The 19,101-nt window shown below is 76.0% G+C and carries 17 protein-coding genes and 1 riboswitch; of the genes, 8 read left to right on the top strand and 9 right to left on the bottom strand.

What is annotated here, in order from left to right:
* Window positions 1-28: 28 nt before the first annotated feature.
* On the bottom strand, window positions 29-769 hold the full coding sequence (locus tag ACI78S_RS08350; protein ID WP_456972093.1) for an SDR family NAD(P)-dependent oxidoreductase: 741 nt from the start codon (window positions 767-769) through the stop codon (window positions 29-31).
* On the bottom strand, window positions 766-2,439 hold the full coding sequence (locus tag ACI78S_RS08345) for a phytoene desaturase family protein (protein WP_456972091.1): 1,674 nt from the start codon (window positions 2,437-2,439) through the stop codon (window positions 766-768). Before ACI78S_RS08345 ends, ACI78S_RS08350 begins: the two co-directional genes overlap by 4 nt.
* Before the next feature lie 176 nt (window positions 2,440-2,615).
* Between ACI78S_RS08345 and ACI78S_RS08340 the strand changes: the two genes are divergently transcribed.
* Complete coding sequence (locus tag ACI78S_RS08340; protein WP_456972089.1) at window positions 2,616-3,407, top strand: IclR family transcriptional regulator; 792 nt, start codon at window positions 2,616-2,618, stop codon at window positions 3,405-3,407.
* A gap of 3 nt (window positions 3,408-3,410) precedes the next feature.
* Here ACI78S_RS08340 and ACI78S_RS08335 read toward each other — a convergent pair whose 3' ends face one another.
* On the bottom strand, window positions 3,411-4,676 hold the full coding sequence (locus ACI78S_RS08335; RefSeq protein ID WP_456972087.1) for an MFS transporter: 1,266 nt from the start codon (window positions 4,674-4,676) through the stop codon (window positions 3,411-3,413).
* A 244-nt stretch (window positions 4,677-4,920) separates the two neighbouring features.
* Here ACI78S_RS08335 and ACI78S_RS08330 point away from each other — a divergent pair, with 244 nt between their 5' ends.
* Window positions 4,921-5,280 carry an MmcQ/YjbR family DNA-binding protein gene (locus ACI78S_RS08330; protein ID WP_456972085.1) on the top strand — a complete coding sequence of 120 codons (360 nt, stop codon included), beginning with the start codon at window positions 4,921-4,923 and terminating at the stop codon, window positions 5,278-5,280.
* A 188-nt stretch (window positions 5,281-5,468) separates the two neighbouring features.
* Here the strand turns inward: ACI78S_RS08330 and ACI78S_RS08325 are convergent, their stop codons facing one another.
* Window positions 5,469-6,701: an ROK family protein gene (locus ACI78S_RS08325; protein ID WP_456972083.1), complete on the bottom strand. Its 1,233-nt coding sequence runs from the start codon at window positions 6,699-6,701 to the stop codon at window positions 5,469-5,471.
* A gap of 77 nt (window positions 6,702-6,778) precedes the next feature.
* Between ACI78S_RS08325 and xylA the strand changes: the two genes are divergently transcribed.
* Window positions 6,779-7,945: a xylose isomerase gene (gene xylA / locus ACI78S_RS08320; protein ID WP_456972081.1), complete on the top strand. Its 1,167-nt coding sequence runs from the start codon at window positions 6,779-6,781 to the stop codon at window positions 7,943-7,945.
* A 2-nt stretch (window positions 7,946-7,947) separates the two neighbouring features.
* A complete protein-coding gene (gene xylB, locus ACI78S_RS08315) occupies window positions 7,948-9,372 on the top strand; it encodes a xylulokinase (RefSeq protein ID WP_456972079.1) in 1,425 nt (474 codons plus the stop codon).
* Window positions 9,373-9,595: 223 nt separating this feature from the next.
* Here the strand turns inward: xylB and ACI78S_RS08310 are convergent, their stop codons facing one another.
* Window positions 9,596-10,234: a hypothetical protein gene (locus tag ACI78S_RS08310; RefSeq protein ID WP_456972077.1), complete on the bottom strand. Its 639-nt coding sequence runs from the start codon at window positions 10,232-10,234 to the stop codon at window positions 9,596-9,598.
* 309 nt (window positions 10,235-10,543) lie between these two features.
* Window positions 10,544-10,706, bottom strand: a riboswitch (cyclic di-AMP (ydaO/yuaA leader).
* 233 nt (window positions 10,707-10,939) lie between these two features.
* Window positions 10,940-11,548, bottom strand: coding sequence for a TetR/AcrR family transcriptional regulator (locus ACI78S_RS08305; RefSeq protein WP_456972075.1), 609 nt, complete (start codon window positions 11,546-11,548; stop codon window positions 10,940-10,942).
* 108 nt (window positions 11,549-11,656) lie between these two features.
* On the opposite strand from ACI78S_RS08305, the gene ACI78S_RS08300 reads away from it, so the two are divergent.
* The gene (locus ACI78S_RS08300) at window positions 11,657-12,127 is read left to right on the top strand and encodes a MarR family winged helix-turn-helix transcriptional regulator (protein ID WP_456972073.1); all 471 of its coding nucleotides are present in this window, start codon (window positions 11,657-11,659) and stop codon (window positions 12,125-12,127) included.
* The gene (locus ACI78S_RS08295) at window positions 12,124-13,749 is read left to right on the top strand and encodes an MDR family MFS transporter (protein ID WP_456972071.1); all 1,626 of its coding nucleotides are present in this window, start codon (window positions 12,124-12,126) and stop codon (window positions 13,747-13,749) included. The genes ACI78S_RS08300 and ACI78S_RS08295 overlap by 4 nt, the downstream gene beginning before the upstream one ends.
* An 87-nt stretch (window positions 13,750-13,836) precedes the next feature.
* Here ACI78S_RS08295 and ACI78S_RS08290 read toward each other — a convergent pair whose 3' ends face one another.
* Genes ACI78S_RS08290 through ACI78S_RS08280 form a run of 3 tightly spaced genes read right to left on the bottom strand, consistent with a single transcriptional unit; the run spans window position 13,837 to window position 16,188 of the window.
* Window positions 13,837-15,030: an MFS transporter gene (locus tag ACI78S_RS08290; RefSeq protein ID WP_456972069.1), complete on the bottom strand. Its 1,194-nt coding sequence runs from the start codon at window positions 15,028-15,030 to the stop codon at window positions 13,837-13,839.
* 25 nt (window positions 15,031-15,055) lie between these two features.
* A complete protein-coding gene (locus ACI78S_RS08285; protein WP_456972067.1) occupies window positions 15,056-15,607 on the bottom strand; it encodes a TetR/AcrR family transcriptional regulator in 552 nt (183 codons plus the stop codon).
* Window positions 15,604-16,188 carry a sugar O-acetyltransferase gene (locus ACI78S_RS08280; RefSeq protein WP_456972065.1) on the bottom strand — a complete coding sequence of 195 codons (585 nt, stop codon included), beginning with the start codon at window positions 16,186-16,188 and terminating at the stop codon, window positions 15,604-15,606. Before ACI78S_RS08280 ends, ACI78S_RS08285 begins: the two co-directional genes overlap by 4 nt.
* 81 nt (window positions 16,189-16,269) lie before the next feature.
* Here ACI78S_RS08280 and ACI78S_RS08275 point away from each other — a divergent pair, with 81 nt between their 5' ends.
* The gene (locus ACI78S_RS08275) at window positions 16,270-17,730 is read left to right on the top strand and encodes an MFS transporter (protein ID WP_456972063.1); all 1,461 of its coding nucleotides are present in this window, start codon (window positions 16,270-16,272) and stop codon (window positions 17,728-17,730) included.
* Between the two features lie 54 nt (window positions 17,731-17,784).
* Window positions 17,785-19,020 (top strand): ROK family transcriptional regulator, encoded by a 1,236-nt coding sequence (locus tag ACI78S_RS08270; protein WP_456972061.1) that lies wholly within the window; start codon window positions 17,785-17,787, stop codon window positions 19,018-19,020.
* Window positions 19,021-19,101: the final 81 nt, after the last annotated feature.

Raw genomic sequence — 19,101 nt, 5'->3', positions numbered from 1 at the left:
TCTGAGGGGGTGGAGCAGGGGCTGTGCGTCATGCGACGACCCGTCCGCCGTTGACCAGCAGCACCTGGCCGGTGACGAAGGCGGACGCGTCCGACAGCAGGAACCCGACCGCGCCGACCACGTCGGTCGGCGTCCCCACCCGGCCGAGCGGGGTCCCGGAGGTGTCGTAGGTGGCCGGGTCGCCGATGCCGCGGGCGCCCTCGGTGTCGGTGAACCCGGGGGCGACGGCGTTGACCCGGATGCCGGCCGGGCCGCCCTCGCGGGCCAGCGCCCGGGTCAGCCCGACGACGGCGGCCTTGCTCGCCACGTAGTGCGACAGGTGGCGGGAGCCGCTGAACGCCGTCTCGCTGGACAGGTTGACCACGCTGCCACCGCCGGCCGCGGCCAGCAGCGGCCCGCACGCGCGGTGCACCAGCCACGGCCCGCGGACGTTCACCGCGAACACCCGGTCGAACTCCGCCACCGGGATCTCCTCGGCGGGCGCCCGGGTCACGGCCACGAGGGCGGCGTTGTTCACGACGCCGTCCAGCCCGCCGAGCACGCCCTCGGCCTCGCGCACCGCCGCGGCCACCGACGACTCGTCGCTCACGTCGCAGCGGGCGGTGTGCACCTTCCCGCCGGTGAGGGCGGCGAGCCCGTCCGCGTCGACGTCGACGGCGAGCACCCGCGCGCCGGAGGCGGCCAGGTGCTCGGTGATCGCGCGGCCGAGGCCGCGCGCGGCGCCGGTGACCAGGATGCGCCGCTCCTCCAGGCCCGCGGTCGTGCTCACGCGCTCTCCAGCTCGGCCGCGACCGGGCGGAGGTCGGCGTCGGGGTCGACGGCCAGGTCGGCGGCGATCCGGCGCCAGCAGTTGAGGCTGCTGCCCCGGCCGATCCCGGAGCCGGAGTGCATGGACGACGAGCAGGTGTAGAGGTTGGGCAGCAGCGTGCGGTAGCCCGACAGCTCGGGGATCGGCCGGAACCGCCCCATCTGGCTGGCGATCGTGCTGCCCTGGCTGTAGCCGCCCTCCCCCATGTCGGGGTGGGTGGCCAGCACGTCGCGGGGCATGGTGAGGCGGACGCCGGCGATGTTGTCGGGCGTCATGTTCGGCGCGTACCGCCGCCACTCGCCCACCAGCAGGTCGGCCACCTCGCGCTCGATGCGCTTCCAGTCGTCGCTGCCGAACAGCCGCAGCGGGGCGGTGAACTCCTCGACGCCGACGAGGTGCTCGCCCTCCGGCGCCCGGCCCGGGTCCCAGATCGTGTCGGCGCTGGTCAACGCGTACGCCCGGCTGGAATAGCCGCGCGTCATGATCTCGGCCTGGTACCGGGTGGCCAGCCAGTCGGGGTCCTTCGGCCCCCAGTACAGCCGCGGCTGCGGCCCGACGGCGGGGTTGCCGGTGTACCGGGCGTAGTCCGGCAGCTCGTGGACCGCGACGTTGGCCCACAGCAGCTGGCCGCGGTCGAAGTGCACGTTGCGCAGCCGGTGGTCGACCCGCGGCGGCCGGGCCACGGACGGCAGGAGCCGCAGCACTGTCTGCGGCAGGCCGAGGCCGCTGACCACGACGCCCGCCGTCACCGTGTCGCCGGACTCCAGCCGGATGCCGGTGGCCCGGGTGCCGTCGGTGAGGATCTCCGCCACCGGCGCGTGCGTGTGGTACTCGACGCCGCGGCGGCGGCCGGCCCGCACCAGCGCCTCGGTGATCGCGCCCGTGCCGCCGACGGCGATCGCCGCCGGCTCGAGCGACAGCGTCAGCGCCAGCACGTGCACCAGGCCCTGCAGGCCGGGGACGTCGTCGGGGTAGCAGCCGGTCGACGTCGTCGCCGCGCGCATGAACAAGGTGCGCAGCTCGTCGGACTCGAAGAAGTCGTAGGCCAGCTGGCGCACGCTCATGAACAGGTGGACCGGCTCGATCAGCCCGCCGTCCTCGACCAGCTCCTCGAGCGCGTCAGGGGTGCCCCAGGGCGTCGGCGGGCTGAAGCGCTGCCGGCCGAAGGCCGACTTCCAGCGCTGCGTGTACGCCTCGTGGACGCGCAGGTAGGTGTCGGCGTCGGCGGCGGAGAACTCCCGGATCGCGGCCTCGGTCCGGGCCACGCCCTCCGGCCAGGGCACCTGGGTGCCGAGGTCGTCGACGACGCGGTACGCCGACCACCCGACGAAGGCGGTGCCGTCGTCGAAGACCATCGCCTCGTTCCCCTCGGGGAACTCGTAGCGCAGGCCCTCGGCGTGCAGGTCGAACTCGCGGTAGGCGGGGTGGGAGTAGAAGCGCGTCCAGTGCGAGTAGTGGTTCATCGTGTAGCCGCGCAGCGGGCCCGGGCCGCTGATCGCCGCGCCGCCGAGCCGGCCGGACCGCTCGAAGACACCGACCGACAGGCCGGCCCGCGCCAGGTAGCACGCGATGATCGTCGAGTGGTGGCCGCCGCCGAGGACCACGGCGTCGTAGCGGCTGGACGGGCTCACGCAGGCTCCCCGGGGGGTCGGTGGTGTGTCGCGGAGCACAGTGCTGGACGGCCGACGGCGAGGGCCAGCGGACCTTTCCGCTGGGTGAGAACTTTCCTGGGCGGGCGCCGTCGGCCAGGCTTGCATCGGCCCGGGCCGCCCGCTCAGCGGAAAGCCCCGGACGAGGGGAGGGTGCGGTGGACGAGTGCGGCCGGGGTGCGCCGGGGCGGCGCAGCCGGTCGGTGACGCTGCGCGCCACCGCGGTGCTCGGCGCCTTCGACGGCGACCACCGCTCGCTCAACCTCTCGCAGCTGGCGCGGCGCAGCGACCTGCCCCTGGCCACGGTCTCCCGGCTCGCGGCCGACCTGGTCGACGGCGGCCTGCTGGTGCGCCGCGCCGGTGGCCGGTACGAGATCGGCGCGCGGATGTGGCGCCTCGGCCTGCTCGCCCCACCGACGGTGCTGCGCGAGCTGGCGCTGCCGCACCTGCAGGACCTGGTGGCGGCGACCGGCCACACCGTGCACCTGGCAGTGCTCGACGGGCCGTCGGCGCTGGTCATCGAGCGCCTCGCCGGCACCCGCACGCTCCCCACCCGGCACAGCCCGGGCGGTCACCTGCCCCTGCACTGCACCGCCGTCGGCAAGGCGCTGCTGGCCTACGCCGGGCACGAGCTGGTCGCCGCGGCGACCGCCGACCTGCACCGGCACACGCCCTACACGGTCGCCGACCCGCGGGTGCTGGCCCGCCAGCTCGACGAGATCCGCCGCAGCGGGGTGGCGCGCAGCGCCCAGGAGCACCGGCTGGGCGTCTCGTCGCTGGCGGTGCCGGTGCACGGGCACGAGGGCGTGGTGGCGGCGCTCGGCGTCCTGGCCCCGCTCACCAGCCCGCGGATGGACGCCGCCCTGCCCTACCTGCGGACGGCGTCGGCCTCGGTGAGCGCCGACTACATGCGCAGCGAGCTGAGCGGGGTCGCCGCCGCCGACGGCTGAGGCCTAGCCCCTGACCAGCGGCTCCGCCTGCGGCGTGGTGCGGATCCGGAGCACCCCCCGCCGGAGGAGCGGCGTCAGGGCGAGCGCGCTCAGCACGAGGCAGACCAGCAGCGTCTCCCGCAGGCCCAGCAGGTCCCCGGCGAGCCCGCCCACCGCGGCACCCAGGGGTATGGTGCCGAAGCCGATCAGCCGCACGGCGGCGTTGACCCGGCCGAGGACGGCGGACGGCGTGAGGGTCTGCCGCAGCGAGACGCTCTGCACGTTGAACCACAGGATCGCCGTGGTGAACAGCACCTGGCCGGCGACCAGCAGCGGCACCGCGGCCGGCCCGGCGGGCGTCAGCGCCAGGACGGCCAGACCGGCGACCGCCCCGGATGCACCGAGCACCAGCACCGGGCCGATCCCGAGCCGCCGGGCCGACGGGGCGCTGGTGGCCGCGCCCAGCACCAGTCCCAGGTTGCCCAGGCCCAGCACCAGGCCGACGGCGGCGGCACCCAGGTCGAGCTCGCGGACCAGGAAGACGAGGAACACGGTCTCGAAGGCGGTGCCGGCGAGGTTGGCCGCGGCCATGTGGACCGTCACCGGGCCCAGCACCGGGCTGGCGCGCAGCTGCCGCAGGCCCACCCCGGCCGCCCGCCACCCCCGAGCGGCGCCCGGGTCGCGCGGCTCGGGGCGCGGCTCCGGGCGGCGGACGAGCGCCAGGGCGACCGCGGAGACGACGTAGCTGGCCGCGTCGACGAGCAGCACCCCGGCCGGTCGCAGCACGCCGACGAGGACGCCCGCCAGGCTCGGGCCCGCGACGCCGGCCGCCGACCGCGCGGTCTCGAGGGCCGCGTTGGCCACGACCACCTGCTCCCGCCGGACCAGCGACGGCAGCACCGACAGGTAGGCGACGTCGAAGAGCACCGTGGCCGCACCGGCGGCCGCGGTGACGGCCAGCAGCAGCGGGAGGGAGAGCCCGCCGAGCCAGGCGGTGAGCGGCACGAGCAGCAGCCAGGCCGCGCGCCACAGGTCGCAGCCGATCATCAGCGGACGCCGGCGCACGCGGTCGACCAGCGCGCCGGCCGGCAGGGTGAGCAGCAGGTACGGCAGGAACTCGGCGGCCCGGAGCAGCCCCACCTCGGCCGCCGAGGCCTCCAGCGTCAGCAGCGCCACCAGCGGCAGCGCGACCTGCGTGACCGCGGCGCCGAGCTGGCTGACCGAGTGCCCGGTCCAGAAGAGGCGGAAGTCGCCGTCCCGCCAGATCGATCCGGGGGACGGGCGGCGCACGCCCTGCAGGGTAGGTGCGGGCAGGTGCGCTGCCAGGCCGGCCAAGAGGCCGGCCGCGTCATGCGGCGCCGAGTCCGACGCACCGGTGGACGCGACGACCGATGCGTCCGGCTCGCGGGAGCAGTCGACCGTGTGGGGGCGGCGCGGGAGGAGCGGACCTGGTGGGCAGCACCGAGGAGACCATGTCGTCGGTCGTGGACGGCGTCGGGACACGTGGCCGGCCGGCGACGGCGGAGTGCCTGCCATGGCCGTGATCGAGGACGTCCGGTCCCTGGGCGCCGAACTGGAGCGCTCGTACCCCGTGTACGTCCGTGGCCGGTTGAAGTTCCGCGTCGAGCAGATCGTCTACGTGGCGTTCTCCCTGGACGAGCGCGTGATGGGCTTCGCGTTCCCCAAAGAGGAGCGCGAGTCGCTGGTCCTGAGCGATCCGCTGAAGTTCCAGATGCCGGCGGCGTCGGACATGCGCTTCCACTGGGTGCATGCCTCGCTCGCCGCACTGGACCCGACCGAAGCCCGCGAGCTCGTCGTCGACGCATGGCGCATGGTCGTCCCCAAGAAGCTCTCCGACGCCTACGACCTCCGCCATCCCACAGGCCCGGGCTGACGTCCGTTCCCGCGACAGGTCGCCCGGTCGACACGACGGGCCGGCCCGGTCAGATGACGTCGAAGACCAGCAGGAGCACCAGGGTCAGCAGGGCGGAGACCAGGAGCGAGCCGAGACAGCCCAGCCGGCTGGAGAAGAGGAACAGCACCGTCGGCGGGTGCCCAGCGGCGGGGTGCGCCAACCCGGGTTCAGGTCCAGGCGGCGGGATCGGCCACCACCCCGGCGAGCGCGCGCAGCGCGGCCCCCGTGGCACCGGCGGCGGGGGCGGCGACCACGGCGTCGACCCGCGGCCGGCGCCAGCGCGCGGAGAGCACCCGCCGGGCGAGGTGCTCCTCCAGCCGGGGGCCGAGCAGCTCGCCGAGCTCGCCGAGGTGCCCGCCGAGGACGACGGTCGGGATGTCGAGGACGTTGACCACCCCGGCCAGGGCGATCCCGAGCGCCCGCGCCGCGTCGTCCAGCGCCCGGCCGGCCGCGGGGTCGCCCTCGGCCGCCCGCTCGGCGAGGTCGTGCGGCTCGGCATCACGGGGCAGCCCGGCGGCCGAGAGCAGCGCCCGCCGGCCCGCGTACTGCTCGAGGCAGCCGGTGGAGCCGCAGCGGCAGGCGGGGCCGTCGGGGTCGACGCACACGTGCCCCATCTCCCCGGCCCAGCCGGACGTGCCGGCCATGACCTGCCCGCCGAGCACCGTCGCGCCACCGATGCCGATCTGCCCGGAGAGGTAGACGAAGTCGCGGTGCGCGCCGGCGCGGCCGGGCGCCGACTCGGCGACGGTGCGGGCCGCGAGGTCGGCCTCGTTGCCGAGCACCGGGACGAGGCCGGCGGGCAGGGCGAGGCCGTCCGGCGGGGCGAGGCCGTCGGGCAGCGCGAGGCCGGCGGGCAGCGCGAGGTGGTCGGCCGGCCGCAAGTCGGACCAGCCGAGGTTGGGCGCGCGCAGGAGCACGCCGGTGTCGGCGTCGACGATGCCGGGCAGCGCGAGGCCGGCGCCCACCAGCCGCAGGCCGGCCGGCAGCCCGGCCAGCACCCCGCCCGCCAGCGCGCCCAGCCGCGCCAGGGTCGGCACCGGGTCGCTGGCCACGAAGTCGCCGTCCTCGACCCGCTCGGCGACCACCCGGCCGCGCAGGTCGAGCACCCGCGCGGCCAGCAGCCCGGCGTCCACCTGCAGCCCGAGCGCGGCGAACGACGAGCCCGGGAGCAGGGGGGTGGCCGGGCGGCCGCGCCGGAGCGGGGCGATGCGCTCGCCCTCGTCGAGCAGGCCCGCGGCGAGCAGCTCGTCGACCAGCCGGGAGGCGGTGGCGCGGGTCGTCCCGGTGGCCGCGGCGACGTCGGCGCGCGACAGCGGCCCGGCCGCGGCGCAGACGGTGCGCAGGACGACGCCCAGGTTGGCCGCCCGCGGCGACGACCGGCGCGACAACTGCTCCGTCACGCACTTGAGACTACGTGTGACGTGGATTATGTTCCAGAGCGAAACAAAACCCCCTCGCCCGCCCGGAGGAGCCCCGCATGACCACCCCCACCCGCGACGACAAGTTCTCCTTCGGTCTGTGGACCGTCGGCTGGCAGGCCCGCGACCCGTTCGGCGACGCGACCCGCCCGGCCATCGACCCGGTCGAGACGGTGCACAAGCTGGCCGAGCTCGGCGCCTACGGCGTCACCTTCCACGACGACGACCTGATCCCGTTCGGCAGCGACGACGCCGCCCGGGAGAACCACATCAAGCGGTTCCGGGCCGCCCTGGAGGAGACCGGGATCGTCGTGCCGATGGCGACGACGAACCTGTTCACCCACCCGGTGTTCAAGGAGGGCGCGCTCACCGCCAACGACCGCGACATCCGCCGGTACGCGCTGCGCAAGGTCATGCGCAACATGGACCTCGCCGCCGAGCTGGGCGCGCAGGTCTACGTCCTCTGGGGCGGCCGCGAGGGCGCCGAGGTCGACAGCGCCAAGGACCTGCGAGCCGCGCTGGACCGCTACCGCGAGGGCATCGACACCCTCGCCCAGTACTCGATCGACCGCGGCTACGGCCTGCGCTTCGCCCTGGAGCCCAAGCCCAACGAGCCCCGCGGCGACATCTTCCTGCCGACCATCGGCCACGCGCTGGGCTTCATCTCCACGCTCCAGCACGCCGACCTCGTCGGCCTCAACCCCGAGGTCGGCCACGAGCAGATGGCCGGGCTGAACTACACGCACGGCATCGCCCAGGCGCTGTGGCAGGGCAAGCTCTTCCACATCGACCTCAACGGCCAGCACGGGATCAAGTACGACCAGGACCTCGTGTTCGGCCACGGCGACCTGCTCTCGGCGTTCGCCACCGTCGACCTGCTGGAGACCGCCGGCTACGACGGCCCGCGGCACTTCGACTACAAGCCGCTGCGCACCGAGGACCTCGACGGCGTGTGGCGCTCGGCGGCGGCGAACATGCGCACCTACCTGATCCTCAAGGAGCGGGCGGCCGCCTTCCGCGCCGACCCCGAGGTGCAGGAGGCGCTCGCCGCCGCGCGCGTGCCGGAGCTGGCGCAGCCGTCCCTGGCCGAGGGCGAGACCTACGAGGACCTGCTCGCCGACCGCTCGGCGTTCGAGGAGTTCGACGTCGACGCGGCGGCCGCCCGCGGCGCCGGCGCCGTCCGCCTTTCGCAGCTGGCGGTGGAGCACCTGACCGGCGCCCGCTGACCATGGCGGCACGCACGCTCGTCGCCGGGGTCGACTCCTCGACCCAGGCGTGCAAGGTCGTCGTCCGCGACGCGGCGAGCGGCGCGCTGGTCCGCGAGGGGCGCGCCCCCCACCCGCCGGGCACCGAGGTGCACCCGGCGGCGTGGGAGGGCGCGCTCCGCGCGGCGCTCGACGAGGCCGGCGGGCTCGACGACGTGGCGGCGGTCGCCGTCGGCGGCCAGCAGCACGGCATGGTCTGCCTCGACGAGGACGGCGAGGTCGTCCGCCCCGCGCTGCTGTGGAACGACACCCGCTCCGCCGGGGCCGCCGCCGACCTGATCGAGGAGCTCGGCGGGGGCGCGGCCGGCCGCAAGGCGTGGGCCGACGCCGTCGGGGTGGTCCCGGTCGCCTCGTTCACCGTGACCAAGCTGCGCTGGCTGGCCAGCGAGGAGCCGGCGAACGCCGCCCGCACCGCCGCCGTCTGCCTGCCGCACGACTGGCTCACCTGGCGGCTGGCCGGCGCGCCGTCGCTCGACGCGCTGGTCACCGACCGCGGCGACGCCAGCGGCACCGGCTACTGGTCGGCGGCGACGGGCGAGTACCGGCTCGACCTGCTCGAGCAGGGGCTGGGCCGGCGCGCGGGCGTGCCACGGGTGCTCGGCCCGGCGGAGCGGGCCGGCACGACCACCGGCGGCGCCGTGCTGGGGCCGGGCTCCGGCGACAACGCCGCCGCGGCGCTGGGGCTCGCGGCCGAACCGGGCGACGTCGTCTGCTCGATCGGCACCTCCGGCGTCGTCGACATGGTGACGACCGAGCCGGTGGCCGACCCCAGCGGCACGGTGGCCGGGTTCGCCGACGCCACCGGCCACTTCCTGCCGCTGATCGCCACGCTCAACGCCGCCCAGGTCCTCGACGCCACCGCCCGCCTGCTCGGTGTCGACCACGCCGAGCTGTCCCGGCTGGCGCTGTCGGCGCCGCCCGGCGCGGGCGGGCTCGTGCTCGTGCCCTACCTGGAGGGGGAGCGGACGCCGAACCGGCCCGACGCCACCGGCGCGCTGCACGGGCTGACCCAGGCGACCGCCGACCGCGCGCACCTGGCGCGGGCCGCGGTCGAGGGGTTGCTCTGCGGGCTCGCCGACGGGCTGGACGCCGTCGCCGCCGGCGGCACGCCGGTGCGCCGGGTGTTCCTCATCGGCGGTGGCGCGCAGTCGGAGGCGGTGCGCCGGATCGCCCCCGCCGTCCTGGGCGTGCCGGTGCTCGTGCCCCCGGCGTCGGAGTACGTCGCCGACGGCGCGGCGCGGCAGGCGGCCTGGGTGCTGGCCGGCGGGAGCACCCCGCCGCAGTGGCCGGCGCCGGGCACCGAGGTGCACGAGTCCGATCCGGTGCCGTTCGTGCGCGAGCGGTACGCCGAGGTCCGGGAGCTCACGGCGGCGCGGCAGACGTCCTAGACATCTGTTGCGGAACCGTTCCGCACGCCGCATGCTGTCGGCGGGCGGGGCCCCGGGGCGTGCTCTCGGGTGCGCCCCGCCCGCCAGACGTCGGGCGCGCGGGTTTCGGCCCCTCCCGTCCGGGGCACAGGGGTGCGCGAACCGGCCCCGGCGTGGTCGTGAAGTCCCCGCGCCGGGGCCGTGTGGTCCTCCTCCCTCTCGGGGATGCCGGCCTCCGGGCAGATCAGCGCCGGAAGGCCACGTGCACGTGGTCCATGTGGTTGGCGGTGGGGGAGCCTCGGTCTGCCATGGCCCGCCACCCGGAGCCACCGACGACGTGGATCCGCTGCTGCCAGATCACGTACTCGACCTTCATCCGGGCCGCGTTGGCGATCACGTAGGCGGCCACCGCGTCACCCTTGGCCCGGTCGCCGTAGACCATGAAGTCGGCCGCGAGCTGCTGGGTGGGGGAGTGGCCGGGGCGGGTGAGCACGGTCGTCACCCCGTGCTGCTGGGCGACCTCGGCGACCACCGGCCGGACGTGGGGAGCCCAGGCGCTGTAGGCGGTGGAGCTGGCGGTCGGCGCGCCGGAGAGGCCGGTTGCAGCGACCGCAGCCGGCGCGGCCGCGGGCGGCGGCGCCGGGGCCGGGGCCGGAGCAGGGGTGGCCTCCTGCGACCAGCCTCCCGACCGGCCGCCCCACTGGCCGTCGCCTCCCCGGTCGCCCCGGTGACGGTCGGCCTGGGCGACCGACTGCCCTGCCATGGTGAAGGCGAGGGCCAGGGTGCAGGCGAGGAGGCTCCGCAGCGCCCGGCGCCGGACGGCGGGGAGCCTCCCGGTCTCGCGGCGGGATCGGGGGCTGAGGTGATCGGTCCTGATGTCCATGGAGGTGTGCTCCTGGTGAGGGTCGCCGGTCGCCCGTCGGCGCGGACCTCGGGGCGACGCGTGCGGGTGTGCGCCTTCGCGCGAAGGCTGGTGACGGCCGGTCCAGCTCCCGGGCGCACGACACCCACCGGCGCGCCCACCGCCCCCACGGGCGGCGCGCGGTCCGGTACGACGCTGGGTGGGTCCCAGCCACGGGTGCGGTGCGGTCGCTGTGCCGGCTCAGGTGCGCAGCGAGACGCCGCGGCACTGCCGGCGGCGGTTGCTCGCGGGCGCGGGAAGGGCCCGTGGGCGCACCGTGCGGTGGGTTCTCCGTTCTCCCGTGGTCGCCTACCGGGTTAGCTGACGGGTTCGGGCGGGGAGGCGCCCTACCCGCCGGTCCGAGCCAGGCTCGGCCGGCGGGACTCACCCCACTGAGGACACGGGTCCCCGGTTCGGGCCCACCGCGGCGGGCACGATTCGGCGGCATCCGGTCGGGCTCCCCGGCGGGGACGAGACGACCGGCCGGACGCACCGACCGTAGGACCGTCCCCGGTGAGCGACAATCGGAGGGGGACGCGATCCGGGCGGATCCGTCCGGTGCCGCCCGCCGGGGATCCGGTCCCCGTACTGGTCAAGGCCGCAGGGCCGGGGACACGCGGGCGCCGAGAAAATTTCTCGGGACCGCACCGTGCGCTCCGACGCCGGCGGGCCGCGGACCCGGCCGGCTCAGGCGCTCGGGGTCGGCACCTGCTGGTCGGCCGGCGTCGCCAGCGCGAGCACCGCGCGCACCGCGTCGGGCAGCGGACCGTCCGGCGCGTCGAGCCAGTGCGCGGTCGCGACGCGCACCGTGGTCAGGAAGGTGGCCGCCAGCACGCGGCCCCGCAGCGCGGCGTCGGGGCCGGTCAGGCGCCCGGAGACCTCGGCGGCCAGCTCGTCCTCGATGGCGGTGTACGCGGCCACCTGGTGCGGCACGAGGCCGGGGGAGCGGCGCACCCGCCGGCGCAGCGCCAGCCAGGCCGGGTCGGGGTCGGCCTCGGCGGTCAGCCGCACCGCGGCGCGGGTGAGCGCCGTCCACGGCAGCTCGTCGGCGGGCTGCGCGCGCACGAGCTCCAGCAGCCGGCGCAGCCGCTCGGCGTCGCCGTGGAAGAGCGCCTCCTCCTTGCCGGAGAAGTAGTTCGAGAACGTCCGCCGGGAGACGCCGGCGGCGTCGGCGATGGCCTCCACGGTCACCGCCTCCGGCCCGTGCTCGGCGGTCAGCCGCAGCGCCGCCTCGTGCAGCGCCTGGCGGGTCGCCGCCTTCTTGCGCTCCCGCAGCCCCGTGGTGACGTCCTCCACCCGCCCGACGCTACGGCGCGGTGACTCACTTCTCAATGGGAAAACTTGCGCAACGCGCACTTACGGTACAGATTGCATGACGCAACCATTCTGCGGAGGGGGACGGTCGTGGACGCGGACACGCGCGGCCTGGCGCTCGGGTTGCGCGACCTGCTGCGCGTCACCCGCCTGATGAAGCAGCGGCGCCCCGGCGCCGGCAGCGTCCTGCCGGCCGGGCTGCTGCCGATCCTCACCCACGTCGACGAGTTCGCCGACGGCTGCCACGCCCGCGAGCTCGCCGCCCGGACCGCGCTCGACCCCTCGACGGTCAGCCGCGCCGTCGCCCAGCTCGTGGGCAACGGGCTGGTCGAGCGGCGGGCCGACCCGTCCGACGGCCGGGCCAGCGTCCTCGTGCTCACCGACGCCGGGCGCAGCGCCCTCGCCGACGCCAACCGCTGGTACGGCGAGCTGCTCGACCGGGCGCTCGCCGGCTGGACGCCGGCCGAGATCGGGGCGCTGGTCGCCGCGCTCGACCGCTTCACCCGTGACGTCGACCGCTCCCTCACCGCCCACGACACCACCCTGGAGGCCGCGCGATGAGCGCACCCACCCCCACGACCGAGGCGACGCCGATGACGCACCGGCAGACGCTCGAGGCGCTCAGCGGCCTGCTGCTGGTGCTCTTCGTCGCGCTGCTCTCCAGCACGGTCGTCTCCATCGCCCTCCCGCAGATCATCGGGGCGCTGGACGGGTCGCAGACCCAGTACACCTGGGTGGTCACGGCCACCCTGCTCACCGCCACGGCCAGCACGCCGATCTGGGGCAAGCTCGCCGACCTGTTCAGCAAGAAGCTGCTGATCCAGGTGGCCATCGTCGTCTTCGTGCTGGCCTCCGCGGCGGCCGGGCTGAGCCAGAGCGCCGGCCAGCTCATCGCCGCCCGCGCGGTGCAGGGCCTCGGCGTCGGCGGCCTGCAGGCGCTGGTGCAGGTGGCGATCGCGGCGATGATCCCGCCGCGCGAGCGGGGCCGGTACAACGGCTACCTCGGCGGCGTCATGGCGCTGGCCACCGTCGGCGGCCCGCTGCTCGGCGGCGTCATCGTCGACACCTCGTGGCTGGGCTGGCGCTGGTGCTTCTACGTCGGCGTCCCGTTCGCCGTCCTGGCCCTGGTGCTGCTGCAGCTGACCCTCGAGCTGCCGGTGTTCAAGCGCGAGAACGTGACGATCGACTACCTCGGCGCAACCCTCATCGCCGCCGGCGTCAGCGTGCTGCTCGTCTGGATCTCCTTCGTCGACGACTCCTTCGCCTGGCTCTCGTGGCAGACGTTCGTCCTGGTCGGGGCCTCGCTGCTGACGCTCGCCGCGGCCGTCTGGGTGGAGAAGCGCGCGGACGAGCCGATCGTGCCGCTGGACATCGTCCGGGAGCGGACGACGGCGCTGGCCATCCTCGGCAGCCTCGCCGTGGGCATGGCGATGTTCGGCGGCGCGGTCTTCCTCGGCCAGTACTTCCAGATCGGCCGCGGCTACAGCCCCACCGAGGCCGGCCTGCTCACCATCCCGATGATGGCCGGCGTCCTGCTGTCCTCGATCGTCGTCGGCCGGCTGATCACCCGGACCGGGAAGATCAAGCCCTACATCGTGATCGGCTCGGTCGTGCTGGTCGCCGGCTTCGCGCTGCTGGGCGTCATCGACCACGAGACGTCGCTGGTCCTCGTCGGCGTCGCGATGTTCCTGGTCGGCGTGGGCGTCGGCATGGTGATGCAGAACCTGGTGCTCGCGGTGCAGAACACCGTCGCGCTCAAGGACATCGGCGCGGCCAGCTCGTCGGTGGCGTTCTTCCGCTCGCTCGGCGGCACGATCGGCGTCTCGGTGCTCGGCGCCGTCCTCGCCCGGCGGGTGTCCGAGCAGATCACGACCGACCTGGCCGCGGCGGGCATCCCGGCCTCGGGCGACTCCGGCGGCGCCAGCCTCGACCTGGCCTCGCTGCCGCCGGTCGTGCAGGACGTCGTGCGGGCGGCCTACGGCGACGCCACCGGCCACATCTTCTGGATCTCGGCCGCGATCGCGGTGCTCGGCATCGTCGCCGCCGTCCTGCTCCGGCCGGTCCGGCTGCGCACCAGCCTCGACCTGCCCGATCCCGCGCGCGCGGCCGCGGTCGCGGCCGACGCGGTCGACGGCGCCCCTGCCCTCGACGCGACGACGCCGGAGCCGGCGGACCGCCGCTGACGGCCACCGCCGCCCGTCGAGGAGGCACTCCGTGCACGGGGCACGCGGCGGCACGCCGCGCGGCCGTGCACGGAGTGCCTTCCGGCGTCAGCCCCCGCGCGCGGCCCGGCGCGGCAGCGCCCGGCCGAGGAGGAGCGCGCCGAGCCCGGCGAGCACGACCGCGAGGAGGGCGACCCGCAGGCCGGTGGCGTCGGCGACGGCGCCGATCAGCGGCGGGGAGACGAGGAAGCCGATCCGCAGCAGCCAGTTGATCACCGTCAGGCCCACGCCGTGCGGCAGGCCGGGCAGCTCGTCGGCGGCCTGGTAGACGGCCGGGACGAGCGTGGCGACGCCGAGGCCGGCCAGCGCGAACCCGCCCAGCGCGGTGGGCACCGAGGGCAGCGCCAGGGCCAGCCCCATGCCGACCGCAGTGACGGCGCCGCCGGCCCGCGCCACCCGGCGCTGGCCGAACCGGTCGACGACGCGGTCGCCGGCCAGCCGCCCGACGGTCATCGCCACCGACAGCGCCACGAAGCCCAGGCCCGCGGTTGCCGCGCCGGCGGCCAGGTCGGTGCGCAGGTACAGCGCGCTCCACGAGGCGCCGGCGTCCTCGACGAACGCGCCGCAGGCGGCGAGCACGCCGAGCACGGCCAGCGCCGGGACGGCGGCCCGCCGGCGCGGGCGCTCCCGCGGCCGCTCCCCGGCGGCCACCTCGGGCTCGTCGCCGCCGGGCAGCACCGCGCGGGAGGCGGCGACGGCGAGCGCGCCGAAGACGACGGCGGCCCCGCCGAGGTGGGCGGTCAGCGGCACCCCCAGCCCTGCCGCGGCCGCGCCGAGCAGGCCGCCGGCCACCGCCCCGATGCTCCAGATGCCGTGGAACGCGTTGAGGATCGACCGGCCGTAGAGCCGCTGCACCCGCAGCCCGTGCGCGTTCTGCGCCACGTCGACGACCGCGTCCAGGGCGCCGACGACGAGCAGCGCGGCGGCCAGGCCGAACCAGCCGGGGGCCACCGCCGTCGTCCACACGGCTGCGCCGAGGAGCACGAGGCCGCCGGAGGCGACCCGGCCGGAGCCGAACCGGCGGATGAGCGCCGCCGAGGACAGCCCGGCGAGCAGCGCGCCCAGCGGCAGGGCGGCCAGCGCGGTGCCGAGGGCGGTGGCGCTGAGCCCCAGCTGGTCCTTGACCTCCGGCAGCCTGGGGACGAGGCCGGCGTAGAAGACGGCGTTGAGGAAGAAGCAGCCGGCGACGGCGGCGCGGGCGCGGCGCAGGCGCGCGTCGACCGTCGGGGGAGCGGCAGTCATGGCGGGTCCAGGGGAGCGGTCGGGCTCAGCGGTAGAGCCGCGAGAGGGCGGAGCGGATCTGGTCGGGGGTCATCGGGTCGGTGGACAGGGCGCTGTGCAGCACCAGCCCCTCCACCAGGGCGTCGACCTCCCGGGCGGTCACCGGGTCGAGGTGGCGCTCGAGGCTGCGGCGGCTGCGCGACATCCAGTCCTGGGTGACCGCGCGCAGCGCCGGGTCGCGGGCCGCGGCGACGTAGAGCTCGACGGCCAGCACGAGCTCGCGCTGCGAGCCCAGCAGGTCGCCGGCGACGTGCTCGACCAGCGACTCGAACGCGGCGTCCCGGTCCGGCGCGGCGCGCATGCGCTCGTCGAAGCGGGCCGCCACGACGTCGACGTGCCGGGTGAACGCCGCCGCCAGCAGCTCGGTCAGCGACCCGAAGTGGTAGGTCAGCGACCCCAGCGGGACGTCGGCGGCGCGGGCGATCGCCCGGTGCGAGGCGGCCGCGACCCCCTGCTCGGCGATCACCTCCAGGGCGACGTCGACCAGCCGGTCGCGCCGCCCCGGGTCGTACCGGCGGGCCCGGCGGGCCTCGGTCACCCGATCGTGCGGACGACGCGGGCCGGGTTGCCGACGGCGACCACGTTCGCCGGCAGGTCCCTGGTCACCACCGACCCCGCGCCCACGACGGTGTTCTCGCCGATCGTCACGCCGGGCAGCACGATCACGCCGCCGCCGAGCCAGACGTTGTCGCCGATGGTGATCGACTCCGCCGCCTCCCACTTGGCCCGCCGCGGCTCCGGCGCCACCGGGTGGGTGGGGGTGAGCAGCTGGACGTTCGGGCCGATCTGCACGTCGTCGCCGACCGTGATCGGCGCGACGTCGAGGGCCACCAGGCCGAAGTTGGCGAAGCAGCGGGCGCCGAAGCGGATGTTGCCGCCGAGGTCGACCTGGAGCGGTGGCCGGATCTCGGTGCCCTCGCCGATCGCGCCGAGCAGCTCCTCGAGCAGCCGCCGGCGCAGCGGGCGCTGGCGCACCGAGGTGCCGTTGTAGGCGGCGGCGAGGTCCAGCGCCCGGGCGCTCGCCTCGGCGATCTCGGGGTCGTCGGCGATGTACGGGTCGCCGGCGAGCATGCGCTCGCGCATCGTGCGGGTGTCGTCGGCATCGGTCGGGGCGGCCATGCGGACGAGCGTACCGATTATAGGAACGACCGTACGCATCGGTGATCGGTTGCGCTGTGCAACGTCGGGTAGGGCGCGACGGTGACACGGACCCAGCAGCCGCCGGTCGAGCGGACGGCGGAGCAGCGACCCGACCCGCGGCGGTGGAGGGCGCTGGCGGTCTGCCTGGTCGGCGGCTTCATGGTGCTGCTCGACGTCTCGATCGTGAACGTGGCGCTGCCGTCGATCCGCGAGGGGCTGCGGGCGTCGGAGAGCGAGCTGCAGTGGGTGGTCTCCGGCTACGCGCTCACCTTCGGCCTGCTCCTGGTGCCGGCCGGGCGGATCGGCGACGTCCGCGGCCGGCGGACGATGTTCGTCGCGGCGCTGGCCCTGTTCGGCCTCGCCTCGCTGGCCTGCGGCCTGGCGCCCACCAGCCCGGCCCTGGTGGTCGCCCGGCTGGCGCAGGGCCTCGCCGGCGGGCTGCTCACCCCGCAGATCAGCGCGCTGATCCAGCAGCTGTTCCGCGGCCCGGAGCGCGGGAAGGCGTTCGGCCTGTTCGGCTCGGTGGTCGGCGTCTCCACCGCGGTCGGGCCGCTGCTGGGCGGCGCGCTGATCGCCGCGTTCGGCGCCGACCACGGCTGGCGCTGGGTCTTCTTCATCAACGTCCCGATCGGCCTGGCCGCCATCCCGCTGGCCTGGCGGCTGCTGCCGGGGCCGGACCGGGGGGAGCGGCAGCGGCACGACTACGACCCTCTCGGCGTGGTGCTGCTCGGCGCCGGCGTCGTCGCGCTGCTGCTGCCGCTGGTGCAGGAGCGGCAGTGGGAGGGCGCGGCGAAGTGGCTGCTGGTGCCGGCGGCGGTCGCGCTGCTCGCGGCGTTCGTGCTGTGGGAGGTGCGCTACACGCGGCGCGGCAAGGAGCCCCTGGTCGACCTGGCGCTGTTCCGGTTGCGGTCGTTCTCGTTCGGCAGCTCGCTGGTCACCCTGTTCTTCGCCGGGTTCACCCCGCTGTTCTTCGTCTTCACGCTCTACCTGCAGACCGGGCTCGGCTACAGCGCGCTCGAGGCGGGGCTGGCGATCACGCCGTTCGCCGTCGGCTCGGCGGCGACCGCGGCGCTCGGCGGGCGGGTGGTGCACCGCTTCGGGCGCGTGCTCGTCGCGGCCGGGCTCCTGCTCGTCGCCGTCGGCTTCGGCGGCGCGCTGCTCGCCGTCCACCTCGTGCCGGAGGACGGCACCGGCTGGGCCACCCTCGTCCCGCTGCTGCTCGGCGGCCTCGGCGCCGGGCTGGTCATCTCGCCCAACCAGGCCCTCACGCTGTCGCAGGTGCCGGTCGAGCGCGCCGGCACCGCGGGCGGGCTGCTCCAGGTGGGGCAGCGGATCGGCGCGGCGGTGGGCATCGCCGCGGTCGGGTCGCTGTTCTTCGCCCGGGTGGCCGCGACCGGGGGCGACTTCGCCGACGCCTTCGCGCACGGCATGGTCGTGGCGACGGCCTTCGTCGTCGCCGCGCTGGGGCTGGCCGTGGTGGACGTCGTCGTCGACCGCCGGGTGCACCGCTCCGCGGGGTGACCAGGCCTTGCCCGGGGCGGCCGCTGCGGGAGAATCGGCCTGTGAGGTCCCTCCATGCCGAGTGAGCGGTTCACCGGGCTGGCCGCCGTCCTGGACGCCGTCCGGGCCGAGGAGGGCATCACCCAGCCCGTGCTGGTCGAGCGGGTCGGCCTCGGGCGCAGCGTGGTGGCCCAGCGGGTCGCCGAGCTGGAGTCGGCCGGCCTGGTCGCCTCCGACGGGCTCGGTCCCTCCACCGGTGGGCGCGCGCCGCGCCGGCTGCGGCTGCGCAAGGAGGCCGGGCGGGTCCTGGGCGTCGACATCGCGACCAACGAGCTGGTCGTGGGCGTGGCCGACCTGGCGGGCAACCTGCTGACGACCCGGCAGGAGGAGATCGACGTCGCCGACGGCCCGGCGGTCGTCGTCCCGCACGTCGAGCGCCTGGCCGACGAGATCGTCGAGGAGACCGGCTCGGCGGGGAGCCTGTGGTCGGTGGGCGTGGGCATGCCGGGCCCCGTCGCGTACTCCAGCGGCGAGCCGGCCACCCTGCCGACGATGCCGGAGTGGACCCGGTTCCCGACCCGCGACCGCCTGAGCGCGCGCTGGTCGGCGCCGGTGTGGCTGGACAACCGGGTCAACCTCAGCGCCCTGGGGGAGCGGCGGGTCAACCCGGTCGCCGCGGCCTCGCGGCACATGGTCTACCTCGGCGGCGGGCACGCCATCGGCGCCGCGGTGGTGGTCGACGGCCGCATCTACCGCGGTTCGCACGGCCTGGCCGGGGCGATCGGGCACGTCCCGGTCCCCGAGGCGGGGGACGTCGTCTGCCGCTGCGGCAACGTCGGCTGCCTGGAGGCGGTCGCCGGCGGCGGGGCGCTGGTCCGCGACGGCCGGCTGCTCGCCCAGACGGGGCAGAGCCCGCACCTGGCCGCCGTCCTCGGCTCGACCGGGACCGTCCGTCCGCTCGACGTGACCCAGGCGGCGGCGAAGGGGGAGCCGGCGGCCCGCGCGCTGCTCAACCGCTCGGCGGTCGTGCTCGGCGGCAGCCTCGCGACGCTGGTCAACGTCTTCAACCCCGACCTGGTGGTGGTCGGCGGCGGCATCGCACGGGCGCGTGCCCACGTGCTCGCCGCGATCCGCGAGGAGATCTACCGCCGCTCGCTGCCGGCGGCGACCCGCGACCTGCGGATCGAGCCGTCGGCCGTCGACCAGGACATCGCCGGTGTCACGGGCGCGGTGCAGTTCGCGCTCGACGAGCTCTTCTCGCGCGACCACCTGCCGACGCTGCTGGATGCCGAGCCGGGCCTTTCGGCCTGACTTCCGACGCAACTGGCGGCAACTTCTGTCGGACAGCGGCGGAAGCCGTTAGTCTCGGAACTGTGAGCGCGCACACGCCCC

This window comes from Geodermatophilus sp. SYSU D00815, assembly GCF_054050035.1.
This window is presented reverse-complemented; position numbering and strand designations above follow the sequence as displayed.